The 25745-nt window shown below is 34.6% G+C and carries 21 protein-coding genes; 9 read left to right on the forward strand and 12 right to left on the reverse strand.

The window, feature by feature from the left end; genetic code table 11:
- The 3 genes from DK861_RS03055 to DK861_RS03060 form a co-directional block, all read left to right on the forward strand.
- Positions 1–328, forward strand: a 328-nt coding sequence (locus tag DK861_RS03055) for a hypothetical protein (protein ID WP_109399212.1), incomplete at its 5' end; no start/stop codon positions are given.
- 86 nt (positions 329–414) lie between these two features.
- Positions 415–579 carry a hypothetical protein gene (locus tag DK861_RS18150; protein WP_162556758.1) on the forward strand — a complete coding sequence of 55 codons (165 nt, stop codon included), beginning with the start codon at positions 415–417 and terminating at the stop codon, positions 577–579.
- Positions 580–2137: 1558 nt separating this feature from the next.
- Positions 2138–3394, forward strand: a complete 1257-nt coding sequence (locus DK861_RS03060; protein WP_109399213.1) for a Zn-dependent hydrolase — start codon at positions 2138–2140, stop codon at positions 3392–3394.
- Here the strand turns inward: DK861_RS03060 and DK861_RS03065 are convergent.
- Positions 3388–4272, reverse strand: a complete 885-nt coding sequence (locus DK861_RS03065; protein WP_109399214.1) for a helix-turn-helix transcriptional regulator — start codon at positions 4270–4272, stop codon at positions 3388–3390. The genes DK861_RS03060 and DK861_RS03065 overlap by 7 nt on opposite strands.
- Before the next feature lie 524 nt (positions 4273–4796).
- On the opposite strand from DK861_RS03065, the gene DK861_RS03070 reads away from it, so the two are divergent.
- From DK861_RS03070 to DK861_RS03090, 5 genes are all read left to right on the forward strand, one after another.
- Positions 4797–6593, forward strand: a complete 1797-nt coding sequence (locus DK861_RS03070) for a M10 family metallopeptidase C-terminal domain-containing protein (RefSeq protein WP_109399215.1) — start codon at positions 4797–4799, stop codon at positions 6591–6593.
- A 369-nt stretch (positions 6594–6962) separates the two neighbouring features.
- A complete protein-coding gene (locus DK861_RS03075) occupies positions 6963–8387 on the forward strand; it encodes a serralysin family metalloprotease (protein ID WP_109399216.1) in 1425 nt (474 codons plus the stop codon).
- 167 nt (positions 8388–8554) lie between these two features.
- Positions 8555–10288 carry a type I secretion system permease/ATPase gene (locus tag DK861_RS03080; RefSeq protein WP_109399217.1) on the forward strand — a complete coding sequence of 578 codons (1734 nt, stop codon included), beginning with the start codon at positions 8555–8557 and terminating at the stop codon, positions 10286–10288.
- 16 nt (positions 10289–10304) lie between these two features.
- Entirely contained in the window at positions 10305–11630 is a 1326-nt protein-coding gene (locus DK861_RS03085) for an HlyD family type I secretion periplasmic adaptor subunit (protein ID WP_109399218.1), read from the forward strand.
- A 2-nt stretch (positions 11631–11632) separates the two neighbouring features.
- On the forward strand, positions 11633–12982 hold the full coding sequence (locus tag DK861_RS03090; RefSeq protein ID WP_239452127.1) for a TolC family outer membrane protein: 1350 nt from the start codon (positions 11633–11635) through the stop codon (positions 12980–12982).
- Between the two features lie 490 nt (positions 12983–13472).
- Here the strand turns inward: DK861_RS03090 and arnT are convergent, their stop codons facing one another.
- Together arnT and DK861_RS03100 are read right to left on the reverse strand one after the other, a co-directional pair.
- Positions 13473–15119: a lipid IV(A) 4-amino-4-deoxy-L-arabinosyltransferase gene (arnT, locus tag DK861_RS03095; RefSeq protein WP_109399220.1), complete on the reverse strand. Its 1647-nt coding sequence runs from the start codon at positions 15117–15119 to the stop codon at positions 13473–13475.
- Positions 15120–15500: 381 nt separating this feature from the next.
- Positions 15501–15839, reverse strand: a complete 339-nt coding sequence (locus DK861_RS03100) for a carboxymuconolactone decarboxylase family protein (RefSeq protein WP_006534886.1) — start codon at positions 15837–15839, stop codon at positions 15501–15503.
- A 133-nt stretch (positions 15840–15972) separates the two neighbouring features.
- Here DK861_RS03100 and DK861_RS03105 point away from each other — a divergent pair, with 133 nt between their 5' ends.
- The gene (locus DK861_RS03105; protein WP_072063561.1) at positions 15973–16362 is read left to right on the forward strand and encodes a DUF1992 domain-containing protein; all 390 of its coding nucleotides are present in this window, start codon (positions 15973–15975) and stop codon (positions 16360–16362) included.
- A 61-nt stretch (positions 16363–16423) separates the two neighbouring features.
- On the opposite strand, the gene DK861_RS03110 is transcribed toward DK861_RS03105, so the two are convergent.
- The 9 genes from DK861_RS03110 to DK861_RS03150 form a co-directional block, all read right to left on the reverse strand.
- Entirely contained in the window at positions 16424–17998 is a 1575-nt protein-coding gene (locus tag DK861_RS03110; protein WP_072063562.1) for an AbgT family transporter, read from the reverse strand.
- An 849-nt stretch (positions 17999–18847) separates the two neighbouring features.
- On the reverse strand, positions 18848–19168 hold the full coding sequence (locus DK861_RS03115) for a helix-turn-helix transcriptional regulator (protein ID WP_109399221.1): 321 nt from the start codon (positions 19166–19168) through the stop codon (positions 18848–18850).
- A 20-nt stretch (positions 19169–19188) separates the two neighbouring features.
- On the reverse strand, positions 19189–20016 hold the full coding sequence (locus DK861_RS03120) for an adhesin (protein WP_072063564.1): 828 nt from the start codon (positions 20014–20016) through the stop codon (positions 19189–19191).
- A 21-nt stretch (positions 20017–20037) separates the two neighbouring features.
- Positions 20038–20586, reverse strand: a complete 549-nt coding sequence (locus DK861_RS03125) for a fimbrial protein (RefSeq protein WP_006534892.1) — start codon at positions 20584–20586, stop codon at positions 20038–20040.
- A 10-nt stretch (positions 20587–20596) separates the two neighbouring features.
- Positions 20597–21082 carry a fimbrial protein gene (locus tag DK861_RS03130; protein WP_072063565.1) on the reverse strand — a complete coding sequence of 162 codons (486 nt, stop codon included), beginning with the start codon at positions 21080–21082 and terminating at the stop codon, positions 20597–20599.
- Between the two features lie 11 nt (positions 21083–21093).
- A complete protein-coding gene (locus DK861_RS03135; RefSeq protein ID WP_006534894.1) occupies positions 21094–21639 on the reverse strand; it encodes a fimbrial protein in 546 nt (181 codons plus the stop codon).
- 12 nt (positions 21640–21651) lie between these two features.
- Complete coding sequence (locus DK861_RS03140) at positions 21652–22410, reverse strand: fimbria/pilus periplasmic chaperone (protein WP_036911923.1); 759 nt, start codon at positions 22408–22410, stop codon at positions 21652–21654.
- Between the two features lie 55 nt (positions 22411–22465).
- Positions 22466–25081 carry an outer membrane usher protein gene (locus DK861_RS03145; RefSeq protein WP_109399222.1) on the reverse strand — a complete coding sequence of 872 codons (2616 nt, stop codon included), beginning with the start codon at positions 25079–25081 and terminating at the stop codon, positions 22466–22468.
- Between the two features lie 21 nt (positions 25082–25102).
- Entirely contained in the window at positions 25103–25663 is a 561-nt protein-coding gene (locus tag DK861_RS03150) for a fimbrial protein (RefSeq protein WP_109399223.1), read from the reverse strand.
- Positions 25664–25745: the final 82 nt, after the last annotated feature.

A 25745-nucleotide genomic window follows, 5' to 3' on the forward strand; every position in this document is an offset into this window, starting at 1 on the left:
TCAACAATTAAAAGTCGAAAATGATAAACGGGAAGGGAAATGGCGATTGGGCTTACCGGCAGGACAATTAGTCTCAGAAACTAATTGGCAAAAAGCGGCAAACAAACCTGCGCCCAAAGCAATTACTTGCATCAGTAGTATTTATTTTAATGAAGGGGCACAAGCTAATTGGTTAAAAATAGGGTGTGTGGACAACCAAGGCCTTGAATATAGTGCTTCACGTCAATGGCCATCAAAATCGATAGCCACTAAGGTCTGTAAAGTGGGTGAGCCTCAATGCGGATCATTTCTAGTATTAGAATCAGATACATGGTCAGGCCCTCAATGAGTTAATGTATGTTAATCCATTTCGTCGCTCTATTTTATCAACTAACTCGCCACTCCTATTGAGTGGCTTTTTTTTGAGGTTTTTCTATGTCGTTATGTCAATGGGTAGCCCAAGCCAGTGGGGCATTGGTGGTCTTAGCTTCTGCTTATTGTGCTCAAAAGGCAGTGGATGAAGCGTTACAACAATGCCCTGAACTCAGTAATGATAACCGTCAAACCGCACGCTTAGGCGCGGCTTTCACCTGTGTGTAGTGGTCAACTAAAAAGGATTCGAATACGTTATAATGGGTTTTATCTTTTTCGTAAAAAATAATCTATTCGCTATGTTCAATCACTCGAACCGTGCTCAATAAAACCCACAAAATGGGCTGAGGGCACAAAAGAGGGTATAAATTAAATAAAATTATATTAATTACTTTAGATACAAATGGATAAAATAAAATATCGATTCGAGTTCGGGCACCATCTTTCTTTTGTTCGTCAGTGTGTTAAATCACTGAGAGGGCAAAAAAGCTAAGATAAGACACAAATTTAACGTAAATTATCTGTTGTTAAAATTTATTAAACGCTTTGAATAAACAGTCTTGTTCATACCAAGGCTGTTTTTTATTTGTACCTTTTACTTTCTTTCCTAATCACTGTCAAATCTTAGAATAACCGGAACCCGATAACTTATCACCTCAAGTACCGCATACGCCATCGTATTCGCCACTTTATTGTCTTCCGTCAACTCGTTTCTTAATTTCAGTTGCCAAATACGGCGATGAAGCATTTGCTAACGCTTCTGCTAAATTATCACCGACCAGTCCTTGCAACAACCCGGTGTACCAGTATCAAATCGGTTTTTATCTTTGTCCGCAGTAAAGGCAATAACTGCCATCGATGCTGACCTCCTATTGTTTAGTATCATCGCGGTCGCTGCTCTATTCACATTCCAAGGTGAGATCACAGACCAACATTAACAGTGACTTGTTCACTACTGAGCTGTGCACATTTGAGAGTGGTGTCTTACTTATCTCCGAATTTATCTGTATATGATTGCCTCTTTGTTTGCAAAATAAAAATGGTATATCTAGCACACCAATCTATATCTAAAAAAACACATAAAAAATGTTATGTGCCCTTTTTCAAATTATTTTTACATAAATAATAAAATATTTTTATAATTCAATTAATAACAAAGAAACAAATTCTAAGTATGAGGCGATATTGTTAGCTCAATGACATAGAAATTTAGTGCTCTAGATAAACATATTTTTCTTAATAGTAAATTTACTCATTAAGTGCAGAGATGAATACTATCTAAAACCTAAAATTTATGAATAATGTCCGATATAATTATTCCATATATTTATAAAATCATTATTTATAAAATTATTAATATAAATAAAGTCGCTTAATTATACGGTACATCTAGCATAATAAATGAATCATTCATTTATCTAAAAAAAGAATAAACACAAAAAATAAAATAAAAACATTATTCTTACTAATTATTATTTTCATTTAAATATTAAAATATTTAGATTTTTTATATATAAAATAAAAGCGATCTGTTTTATAACATTTATCATACAATTTAAATTCATTTAAGAAATACTCCAGATATATATCTCCTTTTAATTAATACCTACCTCACAGAATATGAAATTCACCCTAATTATCATTGACGAAATATAACTTCAGCAGTAAATATAATAAGCAATGATCATAAAAACAGTGACCATCTTTGAAGATGGCTTTTTTAATCCTCAAATTGTCTCATTTTTTAGACAAAGTGATATTACAGAAACCACGGGAGAATTACCTTATGACTAAACAAGATACAGCAACTCATTATTCGATTGATGATATGAAAGCATTAATCGAGACAATGCAAATTTATAAAAAAGATAACAGTGGCAAGGGGATCACTCGCATTGCCTATAGCGAAGAAGATGAAGCCGCACATCTGTATCTTGCTAGTTTAATGAAAGAAGCGGGTCTTGAAGTTTATCGTGATGGTATTGGTACACTTTACGCACGATTACCAGGTCAAGATCGCTCATTACCGGCAGTAGGTACAGGATCTCATCTTGATACCGTTCCTCAAGGTGGCGCTTATGATGGCGCTTTAGGTGTTATCGCAGGATTTTATGCCTTAATGCAATACAAACCACAACAACTTAAACGTGACCTTGAACTAGTTGTTTTCCGCGCAGAAGAATCTAGTCGTTTTGGCTTTTCGTGTATTGGCAGTAAAGTATTAACAGGAAAAATAGATAAAGCTCGTTGGGAACAAAATAGAGATGATGACGGTAATAACTTCTTTGAAGTGCTAAAATCTTTAGGTTATCAGCATGATAATTTTGATAATTGCTTAATCACAAAAGATCGTTTTAGTGCCTTTGTTGAGCTTCATATTGAACAAGGTAAACGCCTTGAAAATGACAAAAAAACTATTGGTATTGTCAACGGTATTGCAGCACCAACACGTTTTTCAGTTACTGTTAATGGTCATGCGGATCACTCTGGTGCAACGCCAATGTATCAACGTCAAGATGCTTTAGTAGCAAGCGCTGGGATTATTACCGATATTAACCGTGCAGCATGTACTGAAGCCGTTTATGGCACAGTAGGTACAGTGGGTAAACTCAATGTAATCCCGAACTCCATGAACGTCATTCCAGGGCAAGTAAAATTTTCGGTTGATATTCGAGGTATTGATACAGAAAGTATTCAACGTGTTGTACAGCGCCTAAATAATAGTGTTGAAAAAGCAGAAAAAGATTTTGGTGTCGCTATTGACGTTCAACCAATTTCTGCTGAATCGCCAGTAAAATTAGATGATTCAATTTGCCAAGTTATTGAAAGTTTGTGCCAAAAACACGATATCAGCTATATGACAATGCTAAGTGGCGCAGGTCATGACTCAATGAATATAGCGCCACTTTACCCAACAGCAATGATCTTTACACCTTCAGTTGCTGGTATTAGTCATCACCCTGATGAATTTACCGAATTTAGTGATATTGCTGTCGCTGCAGATTTATTAGCAGAAACATTAGGTACATTAGCAAATCAATAATGACTGACTATTTGTTTTAAAAGGTTAATTGCATCACTCCCTTTGGTCGCTTTTAACCATAATTTATCAAAAAGAGATTGATATTGAAATATCGCCTCAGTTGAAGAGGTTACAGTGGCAATGCCCGTACTGACATTAGGGAATTCACCTAAGCGGAACGGGCTAACGGCTAAAGAAAGTGGTACTTTATCTTGATAGAATAATTGGAAAGTTAAAGACGGCATAGTATCTGAAATGATTGCAATATTAAGATAACTATTTTTTTGTTCTAACTTTTCAATTAAATGAAGAATTTCATTTTTTGCTCGTTCTTTTCTTTCTTGTTGAAGTGTTTTAGTTAAATTAACCGAACCTAACATGCCAACATAAAGAAATTTCTCAATTTGTTGTTGACTAATAAGGTTATAAATATGAGGTGAATGTAAGGACTGATGTTTCTTACGCTCTTTTAAAATAGACAAAACTTCTTGTTGTTTCTCAGACAAAAGGTTTAAAGGTGATGCCTCAGTTAGCATTTCAACCAATGTTTTGTCATAACAATCTGAAGTTAATAAGTAAGAGAAAGGTTCGAAGTGGGTGTAAATATGTGAAGATTGAGTTTCAAGTTGGCGCATTCGTTCAAAAAAGCCATTTGCACTTGAATAATATTCAGTATTAATACCCAACAAACTGGTTAACGAGGTATTTAATAATTTAGCAAGATTATCAAGTGTTTCAATTTTAACAATTTCGCCTTTTTCTAACCGATATACAGCAGCACGAGAAATACCCAAGCTTTCTGCCACATCTTCAGCTTTTAATGAAGAGGCTATACGGTAAGCACGCAAGCGATATCCAATGGATTGGTAATCTATTTTTTCTCTAGGTATGTAAGGCATATTTATAATTGGCTCCCAAATGCACAAAGTACCAGGGTAAAGTAACGGCACAATAATAAGACGTCAGTTCAGATAGTTTAAATTAAACCAAAAATAAAAAGAATCACCTTCCTCACAATGAAGTAAATAAAAGTAGTTTGCAGTAAAAAGTTAGTCTATATCAATAAACCTACTTTTAGCAGGTAACCTCACCAGGGTTAAAGCAGTAAAAATTAACAATAAAAAAACAAAAAGTGCTGTTAATGGATATAACAGCACTTTTTTATTATTCACCATAATCCATTGACTAACATTTATTAATTCATAAAATCAATGAAACCATATAAATTACTCATTAAATAAGCCTGTGATGTAAATACATAAATAGAGAATTACATAATGATAAATTTTATCACCTTTCATTGAAACACCAATTCACAAGATTAATTAGCTTCAAAATAATTTGAAATATTTCTTTTTTTGAAAGGTATTTAGCGGGTTATTGATAAACTACCCGCCGTTCAAATAATAAAGGAGCATTAATCATGAATAAATATTTAAAATATACATCACCTCAATTTAATTATATTTACAATATAATGAAAACCAATGAACACACTGGTAAATGGGATAATTATAATATTGAAAAGGGTTATACTGAAATAACCTATAGCTTTCCTAACTGGTCTGCATTAAGAGGTAATAAATATACAACAATTACAACATTTACAGAAAAAGGAAAAGATTTAGTTAGAGAAAAACTTCAGCAATGGGAAGAAGTTGCAAATATTAAATTTATTGAAATAAGTGGAGAGCAAGATACAGATATTAAATTTGGTCTGTATAATAATATTCATGAGCTCGCAAATAATAAAAACTATTCAACGAACGGATTTGCCTACTCTCCATACAATATGTACTATAAGTATAAAAAAAAGAATAAAATAGAGTCAGCTGAAGATTATAGTACTAATGGACAAGTTTGGATAAACATGTCTAAAATGGATAATGTTGAGTATATTCGTAAATCAGAAATAACTCCAGAGCAACAAATAAGAGTGAATCAATTTAAATCCACATCAAATATTATTAATCATGTAGTTGAAGAAACTGATAATTATTATTGCATCATAAAAAACAGTAATGCTTTGTCTCATATTAATAATACAAAAAATATATTTGAAGATAAACTCGATTTTCAGCGAACAATTAATCATGAGATAGGCCATGCTCTTGGTCTACATCATACATTTAAGCGTACAGAATCAATTAATTGTGAAGAAAATAGCCACAAATATTCAGTAATGGCATATAGCGTACCTAAACATGAATATGCTGATTTTAAAGGTATGGATCCTTTAACACCACAGTTAATGGATATTTATGCTATTCAAGAAACATATGGACAGAATAAATCTACACGCATTGGTAATACCATATATGGTTTTAATTCTAATACAAAAAAAGATTATTATTCATTAAAAACATCTGAAGATAAAATTGTTGCATGTATTTGGGATACTGGTGGAATAGATACATTAGATTTTTCAAAATATACCGTTGACCAAAAAATAGATCTGAATGAAGGGGGTTTTTCTGATGTAGGAGGACTACGTGCAAATATTTCTATTGCCTATGATGCGGTTATTGAAAACGCAATAGGAGGTAGTCAAACTGATATTATATCTGGAAATGATGCTAATAACGGCCTATTTGGTAATCTTGGTGATGACACTTTATATGGTAAAGGAGGTAATGATATCTTATATGGTGGACAAGGAAATGATTACTTGCATGGAGAACAAGGAAATGATCACTTGTATGGAGAACAAGGAGATGATTATCTAATAGGTTCTAGTGGCAACGATCACCTCTATGGTGGACAAGGAGATGATTATCTTTGGGATTCTGAGGGAGATAATATTCTTGATGGCGGGTTGGGTGATGACGTTTTATTTGGTGGTGACGGTGATGACGAACTTAATGGCGGTGAAGGCAATGATCATTTAGATCCTGGAATGGGTAATAACACATTAAAAGGTGGTACAGGTTATGATACTTTTAGTTTTAATACTCAAGATAATGATTCCTCAAATATAATTACTGATTTTGAATCAGGTATTGATAAATTATTTTTTTATAAAAAAACAGATGATCGTAGTTTTATAGAAAAAATTAATATTGTTAACTCTAATCATCTAAATAACAATGAAGGTAAACTTTATTATGACAATAATAATAACATTACAAATTTAAAAATAAATACAACAGAAACATTAACACCTAAATATTTAAATATTTACCTCATAGGAAAATACGAATATGAAGATTTATTCTGTTAATTAACCATTTCTATTATTTACTATATTACTTGATGAGTAATTATCAATTAATATAGTAAATTACTTCAGTTATAAATAAATACTTTATAAAATATAGGATATTCTATAAAGGTATAAAGTTTTCTTATCCAAAATAATAATAACAATAAAAAAAATCGCTGTAGAAAATATAACTTTGGATTTATTTACATCATTAAATTATTCTGACTTAAAACACACCTCACTTCACAATTATTTAAAAACATATTTTCCCCCTCTAGATTAATATCAATAAGTGGCTATCTTTATTATCGCTGGCATTCACCAGATAATAAAACTATTTTCAACATGAAAATAAACTTAACCTAAACTTGATATCCGGAGGATATTATGGGTTCTTCTTTATTAAAAAAAGCAGTAGGATTATCTAATGTTTCCGATTTATTAGATAAAAGTGGAATTTTTTATAATTTCTCAGCTAAGACTCTTCCTTCTTTTGATTATGATACTGCAGGAAAGCATATTGCACGCGAAAATTCCACATGGAATGGGAAGTATATTATTGGGCAAGCAGCAGAAGTGACATATTCATTTCCAACTTGGGCTGGTAAAAAATTTAATGATTTTGGTGATAAAAATCCCTATGGGTTTAATTCAACACAAAAAGATCATGCAAGACAATCTTTAGATGCATGGTCTGATATTGCAAATATCAAATTTACAGAAGTAGCACCAGGCACAAAATCAGATATTACTTTTGGAAATATTACTGATCCTTATGGTCAATTCCAAGCTTATGCAACTTTACCAAATACCTATAGTTATGGCCGTGATCTTTCAGGCCAAGCTTGGTTTAGTGACTATTATTATGCAGGTAACACAACACCTGAATTAGGTAATTATGGTCGTTTAACTATTATCCATGAAATTGGTCATACACTTGGTTTAATGCATCCTGGTGATTATAACGCAGGCCAAAATGTACCTGGCTATTTAAAATCTGATTACGCTGAAGATAGTCGCCAATATACAGTGATGAGCTATTGGGATGAATATGAAACGGGCGCACATTTCCAAGGTGCTTATGCGGGTGCTCCTCTACTTCATGATATTTCAGCAATGCAATACCTTTATGGCGCAAATACAACGACCAGAACAGGTGATGATGTTTACGGTTTCAACTCAAATACAGGTATTGATTATTACACTGCAACAAGCAGTAATGATAAATTAATATTCTCAGTTTGGGATAGCAGTGGTAACGATACTTTCGACTTCTCAGGATTTTATCAAGATCAAATTATTGATTTACGTGAGGGTCATTTCTCAGATGTTGGCGGCCTACAGAAAAACGTTTCGATTGCACAAGGTGTTACAATAGAAAATGCAATCGGTGGCTCTGGTAATGATATTATCTATGGAAATGATGCTGATAATATTCTCATCGGTGGCGGTGGTAACGACATACTGTATGGTGGCGGTGGTCAAGATACATTATGGGGCGATACAGGTAGCAATACCTTTGTATATAAAGAAATCTCCGACTCTCTTACCTCTGCTGCTGACAAGATAATGGACTTCAAATCGGGTATTGATAAGATTGATTTATCAGAATTAATCGAAAATACCTTTAGCCATAAATTCCTTAATTTTGTTGACAACTTTACAGGTCGCTCGGGTGAAGCAACCGTTAAATATGATCAATCAACAAACTCAAGCGAACTCGCTATTAACGCTTATGGTTATGGATATAGCCCTGATTTCAAAATTGACATTGTAGGATTTGTTAATTACGAAACTGACTTTATTGTTTAATTTATTATTGAGTAGGAGAAAGACATTTCTCCTACCTTTCTTTTACCTATAAGGAGTTATTTTTATATTATCTTATTAAAAAAAAGATAGAGTTATCACTCCGTATTGATAGAAGAAATGCAGTAAATAACAATAAAACAGATAGGAATAAAATCAGGAATAACATTATGTCAGTAAGCGAAAACTATAATGAAATAACCAATATTATAAAAGAGAGAAAGAAAGTATTTTTTTCCATTGGAATATTTACAGCCTTAATAAATATTTTAATGTTAGTTCCTTCCATTTATATGTTACAAGTTTACGATCGAGTATTACCTTCAGGTAATGAAATGACTTTATTAATGCTGACACTTATTATGTTAGCATTATTTATTTTTATGGGAGGATTAGAATACTTAAGAAGTATTATTGTCATTAGAATGAGTAATAAACTTGATTTATCCTTAAACTCAAGAATTTATACTGCTGCATATCAAGCAAAATTAAACAAAACCCCCGGAATTAATTCTTCTTTAGCATTTAATGACTTAGTGACTATTAGGCAATTTATTACAAGTCACGCCATTTTTACTTTTTTTGATTTACCATGGTTCCCTATTTATCTTCTTGTTATTGCATTATTTAATCCATGGTTAGGATTATTTGCATTATGTGGTGCAGTCATTTTATTTTCTTTGGCAATTCTAAATGAATATTTATCTCGATCATCATTAAAAAAAGCCAATGAGTTTGCTAATCAAGCACAAGTAATACAAGGTCATCATTTTGAACATCCACAGCCTATTGAAGCAATGGGAATGTTGGGTTATTTACGTAATCAATGGCAAATTACTCACTTTAAATATCTACAGGCACAAACTCATGCAAGTGATAGTGCAGCTGGTGTTAATGCAATAACAAAAGTGACTCGAATGGCACTGCAATCTTTAATGCTAGGATTTGGTGGATGGCTAGCAATAGATAATACAATTAGCCCAGGAATGATGATCGCTGGATCAATACTACTAGGTCGTGCTTTAGCGCCAATCGAACAAGTTATTGGTGTATGGAAAAACTGGGATAGTAGTAAAGAAGCATACAAAAGGCTAACCACACTATTAAAAACGTATCCGGAAGAAAATAAAAAAATGGCGCTACCTGCTCCTAAAGGCGAATTAACAGTAAATATTAATCAAGCTCAATACCCTCAAACAGAACGCACGCTATTAAATAATATTCATTTTTCACTAAGTCCCAGTGATGTACTTGGCATTATTGGCCCTAGTGCTTCAGGAAAATCCTCTTTAGCTAAATTTATTGTTGGAATATGGGAAGTTAAAACTGGAGCCATACGTCTTGATAATGCAGATATATATCAATGGAATAAAAGTGAAGTTGGCCAATATATTGGATACCTTCCTCAAGAAATCGCCCTTTTCCCCGGTACAATTGCCGAAAATATTGCCCGATTTTCTGAAATAGATCCTCAGAAAGTCACTCAAGCTGCAATGATGGCAAATGTTCATGAAATGATTTTACGTTTTCCTGATGGCTATGAAACCGTTATTGGCGCTCATGGCGAAGGATTGTCAGGAGGACAACAACAACGTATTGCATTAGCTCGAGCATTGTATGGTGATCCTGCTCTAGTCGTTTTAGATGAACCCAATTCTAATTTAGATGATTTAGGCATTAAAGCTTTAATACAAGCAATTCAAATACTTAAAAAAAATAAAAAAACCGTTATATTAATTACTCATCAAAAACAATTGCTCTCAGTAACCAATAAACTCTTAGTTCTGTTCGATGGTCACACCAAATTATTTGGCTCTACAACAGCAGTTATTGCAGAGTTAAATAAATCATCAGTAATCAAAAGTACGCCGACAACCACACCTATTACACAAAGCAATATTTAATATTGAGAAGATTATTATGATCACAAAAAAAAATGAAATCGATATTGTTCATGGTATTTCAGATGATCCTAGAAAATTCTTAATAATAGGATGGTCAGTTATTCTTTTAGGTCTTGCTATTTTTATTTTTTGGGCTGCCTTTGCACCTTTAGATAAAGGCGTATCTACGAAAGGTAATGTTTCAATTTCAGGTAATAAAAAGAGTGTTCAAGCTTCAGTAGAAGGTATTATTACTGACATTTTAGTGAAGAATGGCGATAGCGTAATTGAAGGGCAAACTCTTATTCAATTAAGCCCTATTCAATCAAAAGCCTTAGTAAAATCCTTATCAGAACAATATGATAATTTACTGGTTACTCAACAACGCTTATATGCTCAATTAAATGAAAAAACAGAATTTATCTTAGATCCTAATGAAAAATATTATTCTCATTCAGAGAATTTAAATAAATTATCCCAGCTACAAAATAAATTACTTAATGAAAAGTATATTGAATTGCATAGTGAAATAAATGGCTATAATGCAATTATTGATGGTATTTCTAATCGTTTAATTCATTTAAAAAAATCTACGATAAATAAACAGCATCAAATCAATAGTTTAAAAACTCAAATCAAAGATTTATACATACTTGCTAATGAAGGCTATATTCCTCGTCATCGTTATCAAGAAATTGAGCGAGAACTCGCTGAAAATAATAACCATCTTAATGATACATATGGGCAAATAAGTACATTAGAAAAACAAAAATTGGAATATCAGCAAAAAATATCGCAGCGTAATGCTAATTTTTACCAATCAGCTCGTACTGAACTTAACCAAGTTCAGTTACAAATAAGTGAAACAGAAAAACAACTTATCATTGAAATAGATAAACTAAAAAAGATGCAAATTACTGCGCCTATTTCGGGAATAGTAATGGATTTATCTGTTTTTACTCAAGGTGGTGTTGTAAGAACAGGTCAAACATTAATGGAAATCGTTCCTCAAGATCATCAATTAATTATTGAGGCACGCTTAGCCCCTCACCTTATTGATAAAGTTACTCTTGGTCTTCCTGTTGATTTAATGTTTAGTGCATTCAATCAAAATACAACACCTAAAATTCCTGGAGAGGTAACATTAATTTCAGCAGATAGACTGATTGATGAAAGAACAACAGAACCTTATTACCAAGTGTTTATTAATGTTAAAGATAATAATCTTCTTACAGATGATAAAAATAAATTAAAGGCAGGAATGCCGGTTGATGTATTTATTAATACAGGTGATCGTTCATTACTAAATTATCTCTTCAAGCCTGTTTTAGATAGGATCCACACTTCATTGACGGAAGAATAATAATGCGAATAAAAAAACTCTCTGCCATTTTATTTATATGGATGCTAAGTTTTCACGCTTTTGCGATCACTCTGTCTGATCTTTATTTCTTAGCAATAAAAAATGATCCTACATTTAATGCTGCGATTAAAGAGCAGATTGCAGGTAAAGAGTATGAAAATATTGGATTATCTCAATTACTCCCAAGCGTACATGTCAATTATCAAAATAACCCACGAAATTGGCAACGAAAAGTTTATCCTATTAATACAAGTAAAGGAGAAATGGAAAGAATAGAATATCAAAATTACCAAAGCCATTCTGTCAGTGCCATTATTAGCCAACCACTCTTTGATTACACGGCATTTAGTGATTACAAATCATCAATAATCAAAACATTATTATCAGACAGTCGTTATCAAGTTAAATTTTCCGAACTAGTGATCAGATTAGTGGATAATTATATAGAATTGGCTTATGCGCAGGATAAATTATTATTAAATCTATCACAGCAAGAAATTTATAAACAACAGCTAATATCAAGCCAGCGTTTATTCGAATTAGGAGAAGGAACAAAAACAGATATTTCAGAGATTCAAACACGATTATATTTAACTCAATCGCAATATACAGATATCCAGCTTGAATTAGATAACGCTAAAAATAAACTAAGTTCAATGATTGGTACACCACTACCTGATGCTGAACATATAGCAAAATTAAATAATAATAGTTTTATATTACAACCAATCACACCCAATAATTATGAATCATGGGAAAATGAGGCTATGCAAAACAACCTCAATATTCAAACCGCTCGTTATGAAATGGCAATAGCAAAACAAGAAATAGAAAAAAATAGAGGTGAATTTTTCCCAACAGTGCAACTCTATGCTTCTTATTCTAATAGTGATTCTGATAGCAATAATACCGTAAATCAAAAATATCAATCAGCAAACGTTGGATTTTATGTCAGCTTGCCTTTACTTAATGGCGGAAAAACAACAGCCTCAATGCGCCAATCTACTGCCTTGTATCAGATGAGTGCTTTTGAAAGAGATGCAATCATCCAGAAAATCACGCAAGAATTACGTCATCAATACCAAATATGCACAACCAGTAATATTAAATTGAATGCCTATGAGCAATCCGTTTCCTCTGCTAAATTGCAATTAGATGCAACTCAAAAAAGTTATATTGGCGGACAAAGAACAATGGTTGATGTTCTTAATGCTGAAGAATTATTATATCGTTCTCAACAAGATTTAATTAAAGCTAAATATGATTACATTCAGGCTTGGGCATTATTGCATCAATATACTAATACATTAGATATTGAAAAAATAAAATTAATTGAAGACTATTTTCAATAGAATTGTTAATTTCTTTGATAACAGATATGAGTATAATTATAAAAGTCCTAGATCGTGGATAGATATAGGACTTTTAGTTATAAGCAATCGTTAATTACTTATTTTAGCTAGCGGGTATCATCACTTCTTTTTATTACCGTACAACATTAGTACACGGTGAGTAAGAGCAATTGATGCCAGACCGATAAAACACTCAGCTAGGAAAATCAGCATAAATTACCCCCATTCATAAGTACATTTTGTTTGGGCGGGGGTTCTGATAAAGTAAAGTGACTTGTCATATAATGCTTAGCTAACTCCGATTTAATGGACACATTTTAAACCTATCATTAAAACCCAAAAGAGCAAAATATATTTTTCAACAAAATCCATTTTTGGACTTTGATCACATAAAAACAACACAAAAAATCAAATCAATGTCATTTTTAAAGTTAAATTTATTTACTCTTTTATAACCGCATTTTAAAAAAAGAAATAATTTTAAAATCAGTTAATTAAAGAAAACAAATGTTAAATCACCCTGCTTTTCTACGATAGGTTTTACCTTTAACTGGCTTATAATAGATAATATATCTTTTCGATCTGGACGAACCAAAACAATTGCAATCCCTTGGTAGTTATTCGCTTCAATTAAGTTAACTAGCTGCTTAATATCATAATATTTATTTTGCACATCAGGATATGCTAGACCATAAGCCAACTCTCCTTTCGTCTCTGTTAAACGAATATCAGTGCGTTTTAACCCCCATGCTAAAGACGTTCCAATCCCAACTTCATCAGTTAAAATATAAGGCTTATTTGCTAACTCATTATAATAATGATTAATTTCCTTTTCAGGGGTGCTTTTGCTTTCTATTTTATGAGGAATAACATATCCAATTACTAGACTTAATCCTATTGAGCAAAATAAAGTCAGTAACCGAGTAGGTTTAAAGAATGAAGCAATTCCCATCACACTCCAACATAAAAAACCAACAATACCCAGCAATGCTTTATATTGCTCATTTGTTTCATATAACGTAAATCGTGTAGAGAAAAGTGAATAAATAATAATAGAAATGCCGACAAGCCCAAAAACAGTATTTATAATCGCATTAACATTATGAATTTTTTCATTTTGTTTATTTCTTAGCTCTTCTATGTAATGTGCAATCAAAATAGAAAGTGGCACAAAACAAGGTAACATATAGGTTAATAACTTACCGCTAGAGGCAGAAAAAAAAGAAAAAAATAGAAAGAACCAAAACGAAAAATAAAGCGTCCCTTTTTTCAAGAAAATAGCTGATTTAATAGCCCCAAATAAGAATCCTAACCAAGGCAAAATACCTAAAATAATAATAGGTAAATAAAACCACATAGGTTGTGATCTTGCAGACCCCTTTTCAACAAAGCGTTGAACATGCTCAATCCAAAAGAAATAGTGCCAATAATCAGAAGCTTGAAGTGCAACCGAAATAACCCATGGACCAGCAATAATAAGCATAGAAATAAGCGCGATTAGTGCATAACAAAAGACTTCTTTAAAACGAGATAAGCTAATTGCAGTTACAACAAAAACTAATGCAGGTAATACAATAGCAATAAAACCTTTAGTTAAAAAACCTAATCCACAGAAGACACCAACTAAAATATAAGCACTGATTTTTGATTTTCTATTCTGTGCAGATAATCCTCTTAAAAAATAATACATCGCAATAGTGACAAACATTGTCACTATAGGATCAAGAATATTGTAAGTACCAATAGCTAATACCAGAAACGAGGATAAAAAGACCACTAGTGCATTAAACGCCAAATTACGATTATGCCAAACTAGCATAGCCGCACGATAAACAAATAAGCCAGTTAATAAAGTTGAAGTGACAACGACAATACGAACAGAAAAATTACCCCCACCAAATAACCATTGTGCAATACTGTTGAGCCAATACCCTAACACTGGCTTTTCAAAATAGCGAATATCCAGCATATAAGGTACAGACCAATTACCTGATACAAGCATTTCTCGACTAATTTCAGCATAGCGGATCTCATCTGGTTGCCAGAGTAGTCGGGTTTCGAGAGGAATGAAATAAGTTAAAAATATAAAAATAAAAAGTAGAAACCATTTATATCTTTCTACAAAATCAACACGCATATATTCCTCGTTAAAATAAAACAATATCACTTTATACAAACTATTCACTTAGAATAGCTATCCTATAAAAGATTCAATTATTATTTGTTAAATTATAATTAATTATTATATTGCTTTATTTTTAACCAAAAAAAGAGTATCAAAAACCAAGATCTTCAATATTAATCAATATGATAAACTGTAATTCAGTTGGAAAGTTAAATATTGCGTTATTAATCTTTTATTAGTAGCAGCGAGTTTTGATCAAAAGATTAATCTAATTAGTATTGAAATAAAGATAGAAGGTAAAAAATTAAACATAAACAGCAGATAAACAAAAAACCAGAAGGAACTTATTCTGGTTTTTGATTATTTTATTAAATTATATGATATATAAGGATCTTATTTACTAAACTCTTTAAAAGCGCCCATGGTGTTGGATGCATACATAACTGAAGGCCCTCCGCCCATATAAATAGCAACACCTAATGCTTCTGCAAGTTCTTGTTCTGTTGTACCGAGTTCGACTAAAGTTTTAGTATGAAATCCAATGCAACCATCACAACGATTGGCAACAGCAATGGCGATAGCGATCAATTCTTTTGTTTTTGCATCTAAAGCGCCTTCTTTACCACCCGCTTTTGTCGTGCTCATAAAAGCTTTCATTACTTCTGGAATATTTTGAGACAATGCCCCCATATTACTAGCAATGTCTGTTACTATTTCTTTGTACTTACTCATTAGATATCCCTTTATTAATATATATTTTTATATAATATAAAAATATAATATCAAATTATATAATTTGATCAAGATAAATTAAGCATAGTGATCTTTTCTGCTTAAAAATAAGCTCAAAATAACGAGGTTTACAATGTCAATTATTGATGAATGGGCTGAACGCCATATTGAACAAGCACTACAAAAAGGTGAGCTATCATCACTTAAAGGTGAAGGTAAACCGCTAATCATTGATGATAATAGTCATGTACCTGAGTCACTTAGAGCTAGCTATCATTTGTTAAAAAATGCAGGTTTCTTACCTCCTGAAATGCAAGATAGAAAAGAAGCATTATCTCTAGCCGAAATCCTAAGTACGCTGAATGAAGCAGGAGAAGAGCATGAATCACTACAAAAGCGTTTAGTATTGCTTGAATTAAAATTACAACAAGCAGGTTTAGATACTCAGTTTTTACATGCAGACTATGCTACACAACTAACAGAAAAATTGGCAAATCATAAAAAAGAAGTAGATCAAAAATAATGAAATATCAGAATAGAAAAAGCCTATACATCCTTGTATAAGCTTTTTTCATCGTAGAAAATTAACCTGCTGTTGGAGAATAGTACGTTGGTGAGCCAGGCCCTACAGGTAAGTTAAATACAAATACCCATAAGTAGAATAATAATGACCAACCAATTAAGAAAATAATAGAATATGGCAACATCATAGAGATCATAGTGCCAATACCCGTGTCTTTCTTATATTTTGTTGCAACGGCTAATATCAAACCAAAATAACTCATCATTGGTGTAATGATATTGGTAACAGAATCTCCTATTCGATAGGCTGCTTGAATTGTCTCTGGTGCATAGCCTGCAAGCATTAACATTGGTACAAAGATAGGTGCTGTAACCGCCCATTGTGCTGATGCTGAACCAATCATTAAGTTAATAAATGCACAGATTAAAATAAAGCCTAAAAATAGTAATCCACTCGGCATATCAATACTATTAAGTAGTGCTGCACCCTTAACAGCAATAACCTGACCGATGTTTGTCCAACCAAAGAATGCAACAAACTGAGCCGCAAAGAAAATAATGACTAAATAGAGCCCAAGCGTACTCATCGAATTAGCCATAGCATCAACGATATCTTTATCTGTACGCATTGTTTTAGCAATCCATCCATAAACAATACCCGGAATTGCAAAGAATAAGAAAATAAAGACAACAATAGATTTTAAGAAAGGAGAATTACCAATTAACCCTGTCTCTTGGTTTCTCAATATACCATTTTCAGGAACAACCGTTAGCGCTAAAATCACCCCCATAACAATAAAGGTTCCTGTTGCAGCCCATAATGCTTTCTTTTCTAGGGGCGTGACTTCAGCAGCATTCCTTAAATCATTTTCTTCATCATCAAGTTCGTTACCGTTATAAGGCCCTAGTTGAGGCTCAACGATTTTTTCTGTAATGAAGTAACCTAAGAAAGTAATAAGGAATGTACTGACAAACATAAAGTACCAGTTTGCTTCAGCACCAACGATATAAGCTGGATCTATAATGCGCGCTGCTTGTTGCGTAATACCTGATAATAACGGATCTATCGTTCCTAAGAGTAAGTTAGCAGAATAACCACCTGAAACCCCTGCAAATGCAGCCGCTAGACCAGCAAGAGGATGCCGTCCTAACGAATGGAAGATAATTGCTGATAACGGTATCAGTACGACATAACCTAATTCAGCCGCAGTATTAGACATAATACCTGCAAAAACAATTGCCATAGTGGTCATTTTACGAGGTGCTTTCATTACCACTAAACGCATAACCGCAGATAATAAACCTGCACGTTCAGCAATACCGACACCTAATAATGCCACCAGCACCGTACCTAATGGTGCAAACCCTGTAAAGTTTGTGACAACATTTGCCAATATACGACGAATACCATCTGCATCTAACAAACTAATAATGTGGATATAGCCATCTTCTGCGCGTCCTTTGGCACCTTCCGGCCGAGGATCTTGTACCGTAACACCGAAGTATTCGCCAACGGCAGAAGAGACAAGTAAAATAGCAATTAAAATAATAAATAAAATGACGGGATGGGGTAGCGCATTTCCTAGCCATTCCACTGTGCGTAGAAAGCGACTGCCTCCCTGTTTTTTTGTTTGCATCATTTATCCTTTTTATAAAAAAACAGAAAATGCACAGTACACAACCCTTTTTGTTATGACTATCTGTTAATCCTATTTATAAGCATCTTATTTAGGATAAATATCAGTATAAAATTATCAGGTTAAATATTTTTTACCTTAATAAACAACAAAATAAAAGAAAATCACACAATTACAAATCACTTACATTAAAATTAATTTATAATATCTAAAATTAAAAAATGTGCATAAGGTAACATTTTTTAACATAATTATGATTATTTATTAACCTAAAGCAGATAAAAATACCTTAAATTAATAATCAGAAACGATTAAACACTCAGGCAAACCTGATAGTAACGGTCGTAATTACTATAAGAGAAAAAATAATGACGAATAAACAGTCAGATTAGGTTAAAACTTTAGATTATTTGTAACATTAGTAAGTGATTTTGCAGTAGATATTAAACGTACTAATATACATAAATGAAGAATTGCTGATCTAAAAAAGAAAATTAGAAATCGTAAAATAAATATTTGAAAGAATGTCGCAGATATTTGAAAGATAAAATGTGATATTTACAATTCCATCGTGCATGTGCGCGCCGAGCTCTTTTCGTCCCCCATGGGACCCCTTTCTGATTTTTTGTTTGACTCTTGCAGTTGCTAGACCGCAAGATGTTTTAACAAATTAAAAAGGGGTTAATAGCTTATTCAAAGCTGAAAGCTTTACGGAACCCCCAGCCTTGCAGGGGTTTTCTATGAACAAAAAAAGGGCAGGGATGTCCCTGCCTTACCAATTTGGTAATCAATCAAAGAATAAAAATACGCATTAAAACACCAAGTTTGAGTATCCTCTAGCGATATGCACTAGTATGAAAAAACATCAGGTGTTGCTTCAGCGATGATATTGCTACATTTATCAATGCGCGAATTTTCTGATGAGGATTTTGGTATAAAACAATCTTCAAAAAACCAATAAATAGGTGTATTAAGATAATTGGCTAATAAAACAAGATAACTTAAATCAATTTTATTCATGCCTCGCTCATATCGAGAGAATTGCTGTTGGCTTACACCAATTTTTTTAGCAATTTGCATACCGGTGTAACCTAATTCTTTACGCTTTTTCTGAATTCGTTTTCCAACTAACGCATTAACATTAATATCTGTAAAATCGTAATTCATCATATATTCACCTATTATCATGATTAAGGCATCGTTAAAATAATTGAGCCCGAACCAGAGAAATAGCCCGGTGCAACGCGACCATTCGTGTGTAAAATTGATTTAACCTCTACAGGTATGGTTCCATTTGCTGGAACATTAATTACTGTACCTTTTTCACCAGGATAATTATCAAGAAACAAATCGGCATAAAGGCTATTATCAGGTCGCAATGGTACTCGGCCACTGTCTGAGCCTGATGCAATAACCAGAACTTTCATAGCTAAATTACAAGTCACATTAATATTTTTAGCTCGTGTTGCATTTTCTAAACTCGCTTCGTCAATATCACCATAATTAAGGTTTACAGCTCCTTCTGTTATTTTGCATGCACCAACAGGTGGTGGCGCAATCCCACATAGTGATCCCGGTAATAAACGTCCATTTGGTGACCAGCCTCCTTCCTTAGATTCATAAAATAGCCCGACACATTCTTGATTTGAGGTAAGCGGATCACCAACATGTCGTGCTGTGCCTTGTATTGGAAAACTTTCCATTCGCATTACCGCATCACGAACGCCAGCTAAATAAGGCTCTTTTTCAACACGGACAATGCTTCTTACCGCCGATCCTGGAGAACCATTAGCATCATGCTTATGGTTAATTGTTATCCAGCATTGACTCCAACCATAACAAGGATTTGGAGTGTAAGGATCTTCAGGATCCCAGCGTTGAATAACATAGGTATAGGTTGCATTTGCTGGTGTTCCTGTTGATTTGGTTATATAAGAAAAGATGGATGCCATCGCAGGCGCTGAAAACAGCAAACCTATTGCAATACATAAAGCTGGAAGTCGCTTTAATATGGACATATAAAACCTCAACCCTAATAATTAGTCATAATTCAAATGGAATGTGGCTATCGCACTAAATGGGCCGCGTTTAATGGATTGGTTAGCAATCGCATCTGGCTCCCCTTGAATAAAGGCATAAAAATTTAAAATCGTGTCATCCGCATTTAATGACATTTTGTCTGTTTCTTTATTAACAGGTAGCGCATTTCCATTTTCAGATTCCAAACCAACAGCAATACCCGACGCTTGACTACTTGGGCTAATTGCTAAAAAACCTTGCCCTGCCATGGCTTGATTTTCATCACCTTTGAAGGTGATCTTGACACTTTTACCAATCGTTAAATCACATTCAGACAAGCGTATTTGAAACAACTTGCTTGGTGTTCTTTGATACGCATAAAGGTTTTTGTCCGGAATATTGCCAAAATCTAACTCAACAGTTTCGTCACCGGGCTTTATGGTGCAAGGCTCGTCAACTAATATGCCGTGAAAACGCATATTGTCCGGCGCTGAAAAAGCAGTTGATGTTAATCCCGTAAATGTAACTAGACCCAATATGAACGGGATCGATAATCTTTTAATATTCATCAATACGCTCCTATTGGTATTCAGCAAGCAGTGTTGCCGAAACTTCAAATGCACCTTCAGGCAAAGTGCTACCGGGTCTTTTAACGGGCACAGCTTGGATCACAGGTGGATTATCCGGTGATATCGCAATACGCTCGTTTAATTTAAAAGGCTTACCATCTTGCGTCAGATGAATACCTAGATCTGGAATATTGGTTTGTAGCGCAGCTTCATCAAACTGTGTTTTAGGACCAATAATAGAAAGCCCTAAATCCCAACCTTTTAAATTTGGATCACAGACCAATCGATAATTCACCGATTCGGTATAGTTAATGCCATCTACTTTATGAATACCTACATTGTGCCCAAAATAGACATCAATCAGTTCGTTGTTACTAATGACACAAGGAGGTGGTACTAATAAGGTGCCATATAATTTCATATTAGGTGCGTCTGCACTCATGACAGAATAAGAATTCAGTAATGCAATCAGACATATGTACTTTAATTTATTCATCTTCTGACCTCTTACTGATAATCCACATGCAGTGTGCCACTTGCGACAAAATCACCACCCACTAAGACTTCATTCTGATCACGAACTGGAATTGCTTCTAATTCAGGTAAGTTGGGATAGGTAAAATTCACCGCCTTGCCTAAATCTAATAAATTTCCCTGATACAGAATGCGCACCCCCAACCCCGTAATATTTGTTTGTAGCGCATTTGAATCGAATCCAGTTGCGCCGCCCGTAATATAAACTTTCATGGCATTGGTTGGCATTTTTTGGCAAGTTGCTGTGTAGTGGATAGGCTCTTTATAACGAACACCATCAATACGTGTACTCATCACCTCACCAAAATTAACTTCGATCATTTTGCCGTCATTAATTAAGCAAGGCGGTGGCGCAATGACATTCCCTGAAATATTGATATAAACGATTCCAGGAATAACATCTTTCACCGCTCTAGCGGGTAAATTCGCAACAGCAGTAAAACTTAGGCCTCCAGTAAACGTTGCCAAAATAAGAATCAACACTGCTTTGCTTAGGCTAAACCGCTGTTCCATTTTCATAAAATAGACCTATTAGTTTCCTGCTGATGTTTCTGTAACTTTGCATTCATTGCCATTACAAGTGAATTTCATCTGTGGACGTCCACCGTAATCATTGATGTAACTGAGTACAGGTGATGCCCCAAACGCAGAAGCATGCAGATTTATCGTTCCTGTACTTTTAGGGGCAATCATGATCGGTTCAAAACCATCGAGGCTTTTTCCTTGTAACCCTGTTAACCCATCCACTAATGTCACGTAATAAGGTGTTGGGTTATTCACTTCATAGCGATCACCTTTCTTTATTAAGGTAATTTTTTCCTGCCAAGGATGGGTGAGATCCGTTTGTGTGGCATAAATCGATGCTGGGCGATAAAACAACTTAATTCGTGTTTGTAATGCAATTTGCAACACGTTGGGTTTATCACTACGAGGTGGAATTTCACGCAAGTTAAAATAGAAAACGCTTTCTCTATCTTGTGGTAATTTGGCAATATCGGGTAAGGACTGCACTTTTACTTGGCTTTTATCACCCGGCTCAATACGCTGAATAGGCGGTAAAACTAACAATGGACTGTCAATACGTTCTCCATTTTCATTTTCCATCCAGCCTTGAGCCAAATAAGGTAGCTCTTTATTTTGATTACTGACATTTAAGCTAATAGATTTATCAGCACCATTAAAAATGACACGAGTTCTATCTAAAGCAATCGCAGCAAGGGCTTGACTAGTAAAGACCATTCCAGTCAATAAAGTGGTTGTTACAATGAATAAGCGCTTTGATAACATCATCTTAAATTACTCTTTTTGTCTGAAATTATTTTTATCTTTCCCTTCTTTCCTAACCTTATTTCGTAATCAGTTGAGGTTTAGGTAAGGGCTCTGTTCTTTGATTAATTGTCGAAGGTGTTGATTCACCATCACTACAAGTCAGTAATAATGAAGACATAAATACCCCTTCAACTAATGTTGGTATACGGACTTTGCACTGATCTTGCCCATTCCAACGTACACTCAATACATCATCACTGTTAATCCCAGTCAGATAGACATTCCCTCCATCATTGACAATACCAAGCTCACGCCCTTTCTCGGTTGTGACACTGGCACCAAATGGCGGATAAGTTCCATCTTGTAATCGAATGACAGCCATGGCTTTTTGTCCCGATATCACATCAAAGTGACGGTAGCCTATTGCGCCTTCTGTTAGGGTAAGTTGCTGAATTGAGCGTAATGCTTCAGCGTTATCAGGCATCTGATCAAGGTCGATGCTGGCACTACTACGGTAATAATCATTGATATCAGGCAGTACCGCTTTACCAAAAGCATTAGTACGAGTAATCGCGCCGATACTTTTCACTGGTACATCTGAAATACCATCGGTATCAACCAGTAAACGAGTACTACCAGTACGACTTGTACGGTGTAATGCTCCACCTTTTGGTGTTAAGGTTGCCCCACCTTGTAGTGATAATGTGGCTGATGTGTATTCACCATTAATATGGCTCGCACTAGCAGTGACCAATGCAGCATCAGCATAATGCATGATATAGGCATCTGCAGATGGTTTACCGTTACTGCTTAAACCAGCACCAACACGATAGCTACTATTGTCATCAATACGATCGTAATAACTGACATTATGTGAATTACCGTGTTTATTAATCACCGTGTTGTAGCTAATGGTTGCACGATCGCTCCAAGGCATGCTGACATTCATATAAACACCATTATCATTGGTGCCATTGAATTTATTGCGAAACGCCGACAGACTAAGATTGATATTTTTAAAGTTACCAATATCCATCGTTTTAGCTAATGACAAGTTATAGTTATCGTTATTAGGCTTATTCCAATAAGTCTGATGACTATAGTTTAAGTAAGCACTCAATCCCCATTCAGGGAACTGCTTACTAAACATAATGGTATAAAGCTCTTTATTGTTATCTTCTTCACCGTCACGATAACGGCGATCTAAATATTGATTCATACTCATAAAGTCACGTTCAGAGAATCGATAGCCTGCGAATGTCACCTGACTATTTATTTGTTCAAAACGTTTTGAGTAACTTAAGCGATAAGAACCACCGTGATAACGCTTGTTATCATTTGGTATTTTGGCCCAAGAATGTGTCGCATCAAAAGAGATAGCCCCCAGCACCATTAGGTCACGACCAATACCTGCAGAAACCGAGTTATAATCGCCCGAGACTAATGAACCACCATAAAGTGACCAACCGTTACTGATCCCCCATGAGAATTCACCCATACCAAAAATAGGACCTTCCATATTACGGTCCATATCCGACGGTTTACCCGCAGATAATTTATATTGCACTCGGCCAGGACGTGTTAAATAAGGAATACTTGCTGTATCCATTTGGAATTCTTGAACAGATCCATCTTGCTCTTCAATACGTACATCTAATTTGCCACTCACTGCATCATTGATGTCTTGAATGCGAAACGGTCCTGGAGCAACCTGAGTTTCATAGATCACACGGCCTTGCTGACTAATCGTCACTTTCGCATTCGTTTTTGCCACACCCGTTACTTCAGGGGCATATCCTCTTAAGTTAGGTGGCAGCATATTGTCATCCGTAGACAAGTTAACCCCGGTAAAACGGAAGTTATCGAAAATATCAGAACGTGAGTAAGTCTCCCCCATCACTAGGCGAGCCCCTAATTGCGTGATTGCTCTATAAAGATAAAGCTGGTTCCATTTCCAACTATTTTCAGTGCTATCAGGAAGCCCCGTTGTATGCTGATAACTTGCTTGCCAATCGGCACGGAAACGCCAAACACCAAGGTTTGCTCCCACGGTTCCTAAGCCTGTAACTTGTTGGCGCTGTTTTCCATTAGCGGGATCGGTCACATTAGCATTAACGTTATAGTCAAACAGTACTCCTGAGATACCATGATCCCACCGAGAAGGTGGATCCCAGTTTGGTGCCGAATATTCAAGATACGCTTGAGGGATCGTAAGAATAAGATTGCCATTTCCTAGACTTGCATTTACCGTCATTCCGGGAATAGAAGAGATATCAAGACAACTTCCATTATCTTGATATTTAACTTTTTCAGCCCATTCAGGTTTGAGCCCTATTTGATGGATCAATTCTGGCGGTAAGCAAGCCTCACTGCCTTTGGGATCATTGGCTGGTACAACATAGTTAATGTTGTAAAGTTCAGGAAGTTCATTATTATTTACGCGAACAACAAATTCATATCGGCCGGGCATAATATAGCCAGCACGAGAGAAATCTGATAAGTCGATATTTTGCTTATCTTTTAGATCCAAAATATCGGCATTAAATTCAATATCACTATTTGCTAAAGCTGAACTTGAAATACTGGAAATGCCAGTAAGAATTAAATAGATCAGTACAGCAACAGGCCGAATAGTATGTTGTTTTTTCTTTTTTTCCGTCCCTAAACCAACGGTTTTGAATGTTCTAACCATAAGTTATCCAACCCGATCCATTTAATAATATTCCAGCTTAAATCGCAGCGTTGTTCTGTAATTTCCAGCTTTTGGTATTTCGTTATTTTTGACTATTCGCGCTTGGTAAAGTAACGCCATTGATTTGGAATCAATACCAACAGGAGGTAATGGCTTACCTGGAATTGCTCTCCTACCATAACGATCAGCTATCGCTAATGACGCACCTTTTGCTTCACCAAAAAGTGCAAAATTACCATTCTCGCTAGAGGGACCTTCAAACGTTGCAATAAAACGAGGGTTGTCCGCTTCCTGACCTTTTTGTTCAATTAGCGTACATTCCGTTAATCTGATAGAAAAATACTCAATAGGTCCTTGCCCTTCAGTTACTAGCATTGGAATAGAAACGATTGTCAGTGGAATAACTTGTTCACCACTTCCTGCTGCAATCGTGCAAGATGGTTCTAAGATCGAGCCTGAAAGATTAAGTACCCCAAATCGCTGATGCATGTTTTTATCTTGTTTTACATCACTCGCTACTGCTGTTGTCATCAGTAAGCTGGCAATAAGGCTTAGCCATAGTGGTGTCATCTTGCGATTCATATTTTTCTCCGTAAGAAAAAAATCGTTAAAAATAGACACAGGAAATAAAGCTCTGTACATCCTTGTACAGAACTTATTTTTT

It is taken from the genome of Proteus sp. TJ1640 (genome assembly GCF_003144445.1).
Lineage (GTDB): Bacteria > Pseudomonadota > Gammaproteobacteria > Enterobacterales > Enterobacteriaceae > Proteus > Proteus penneri.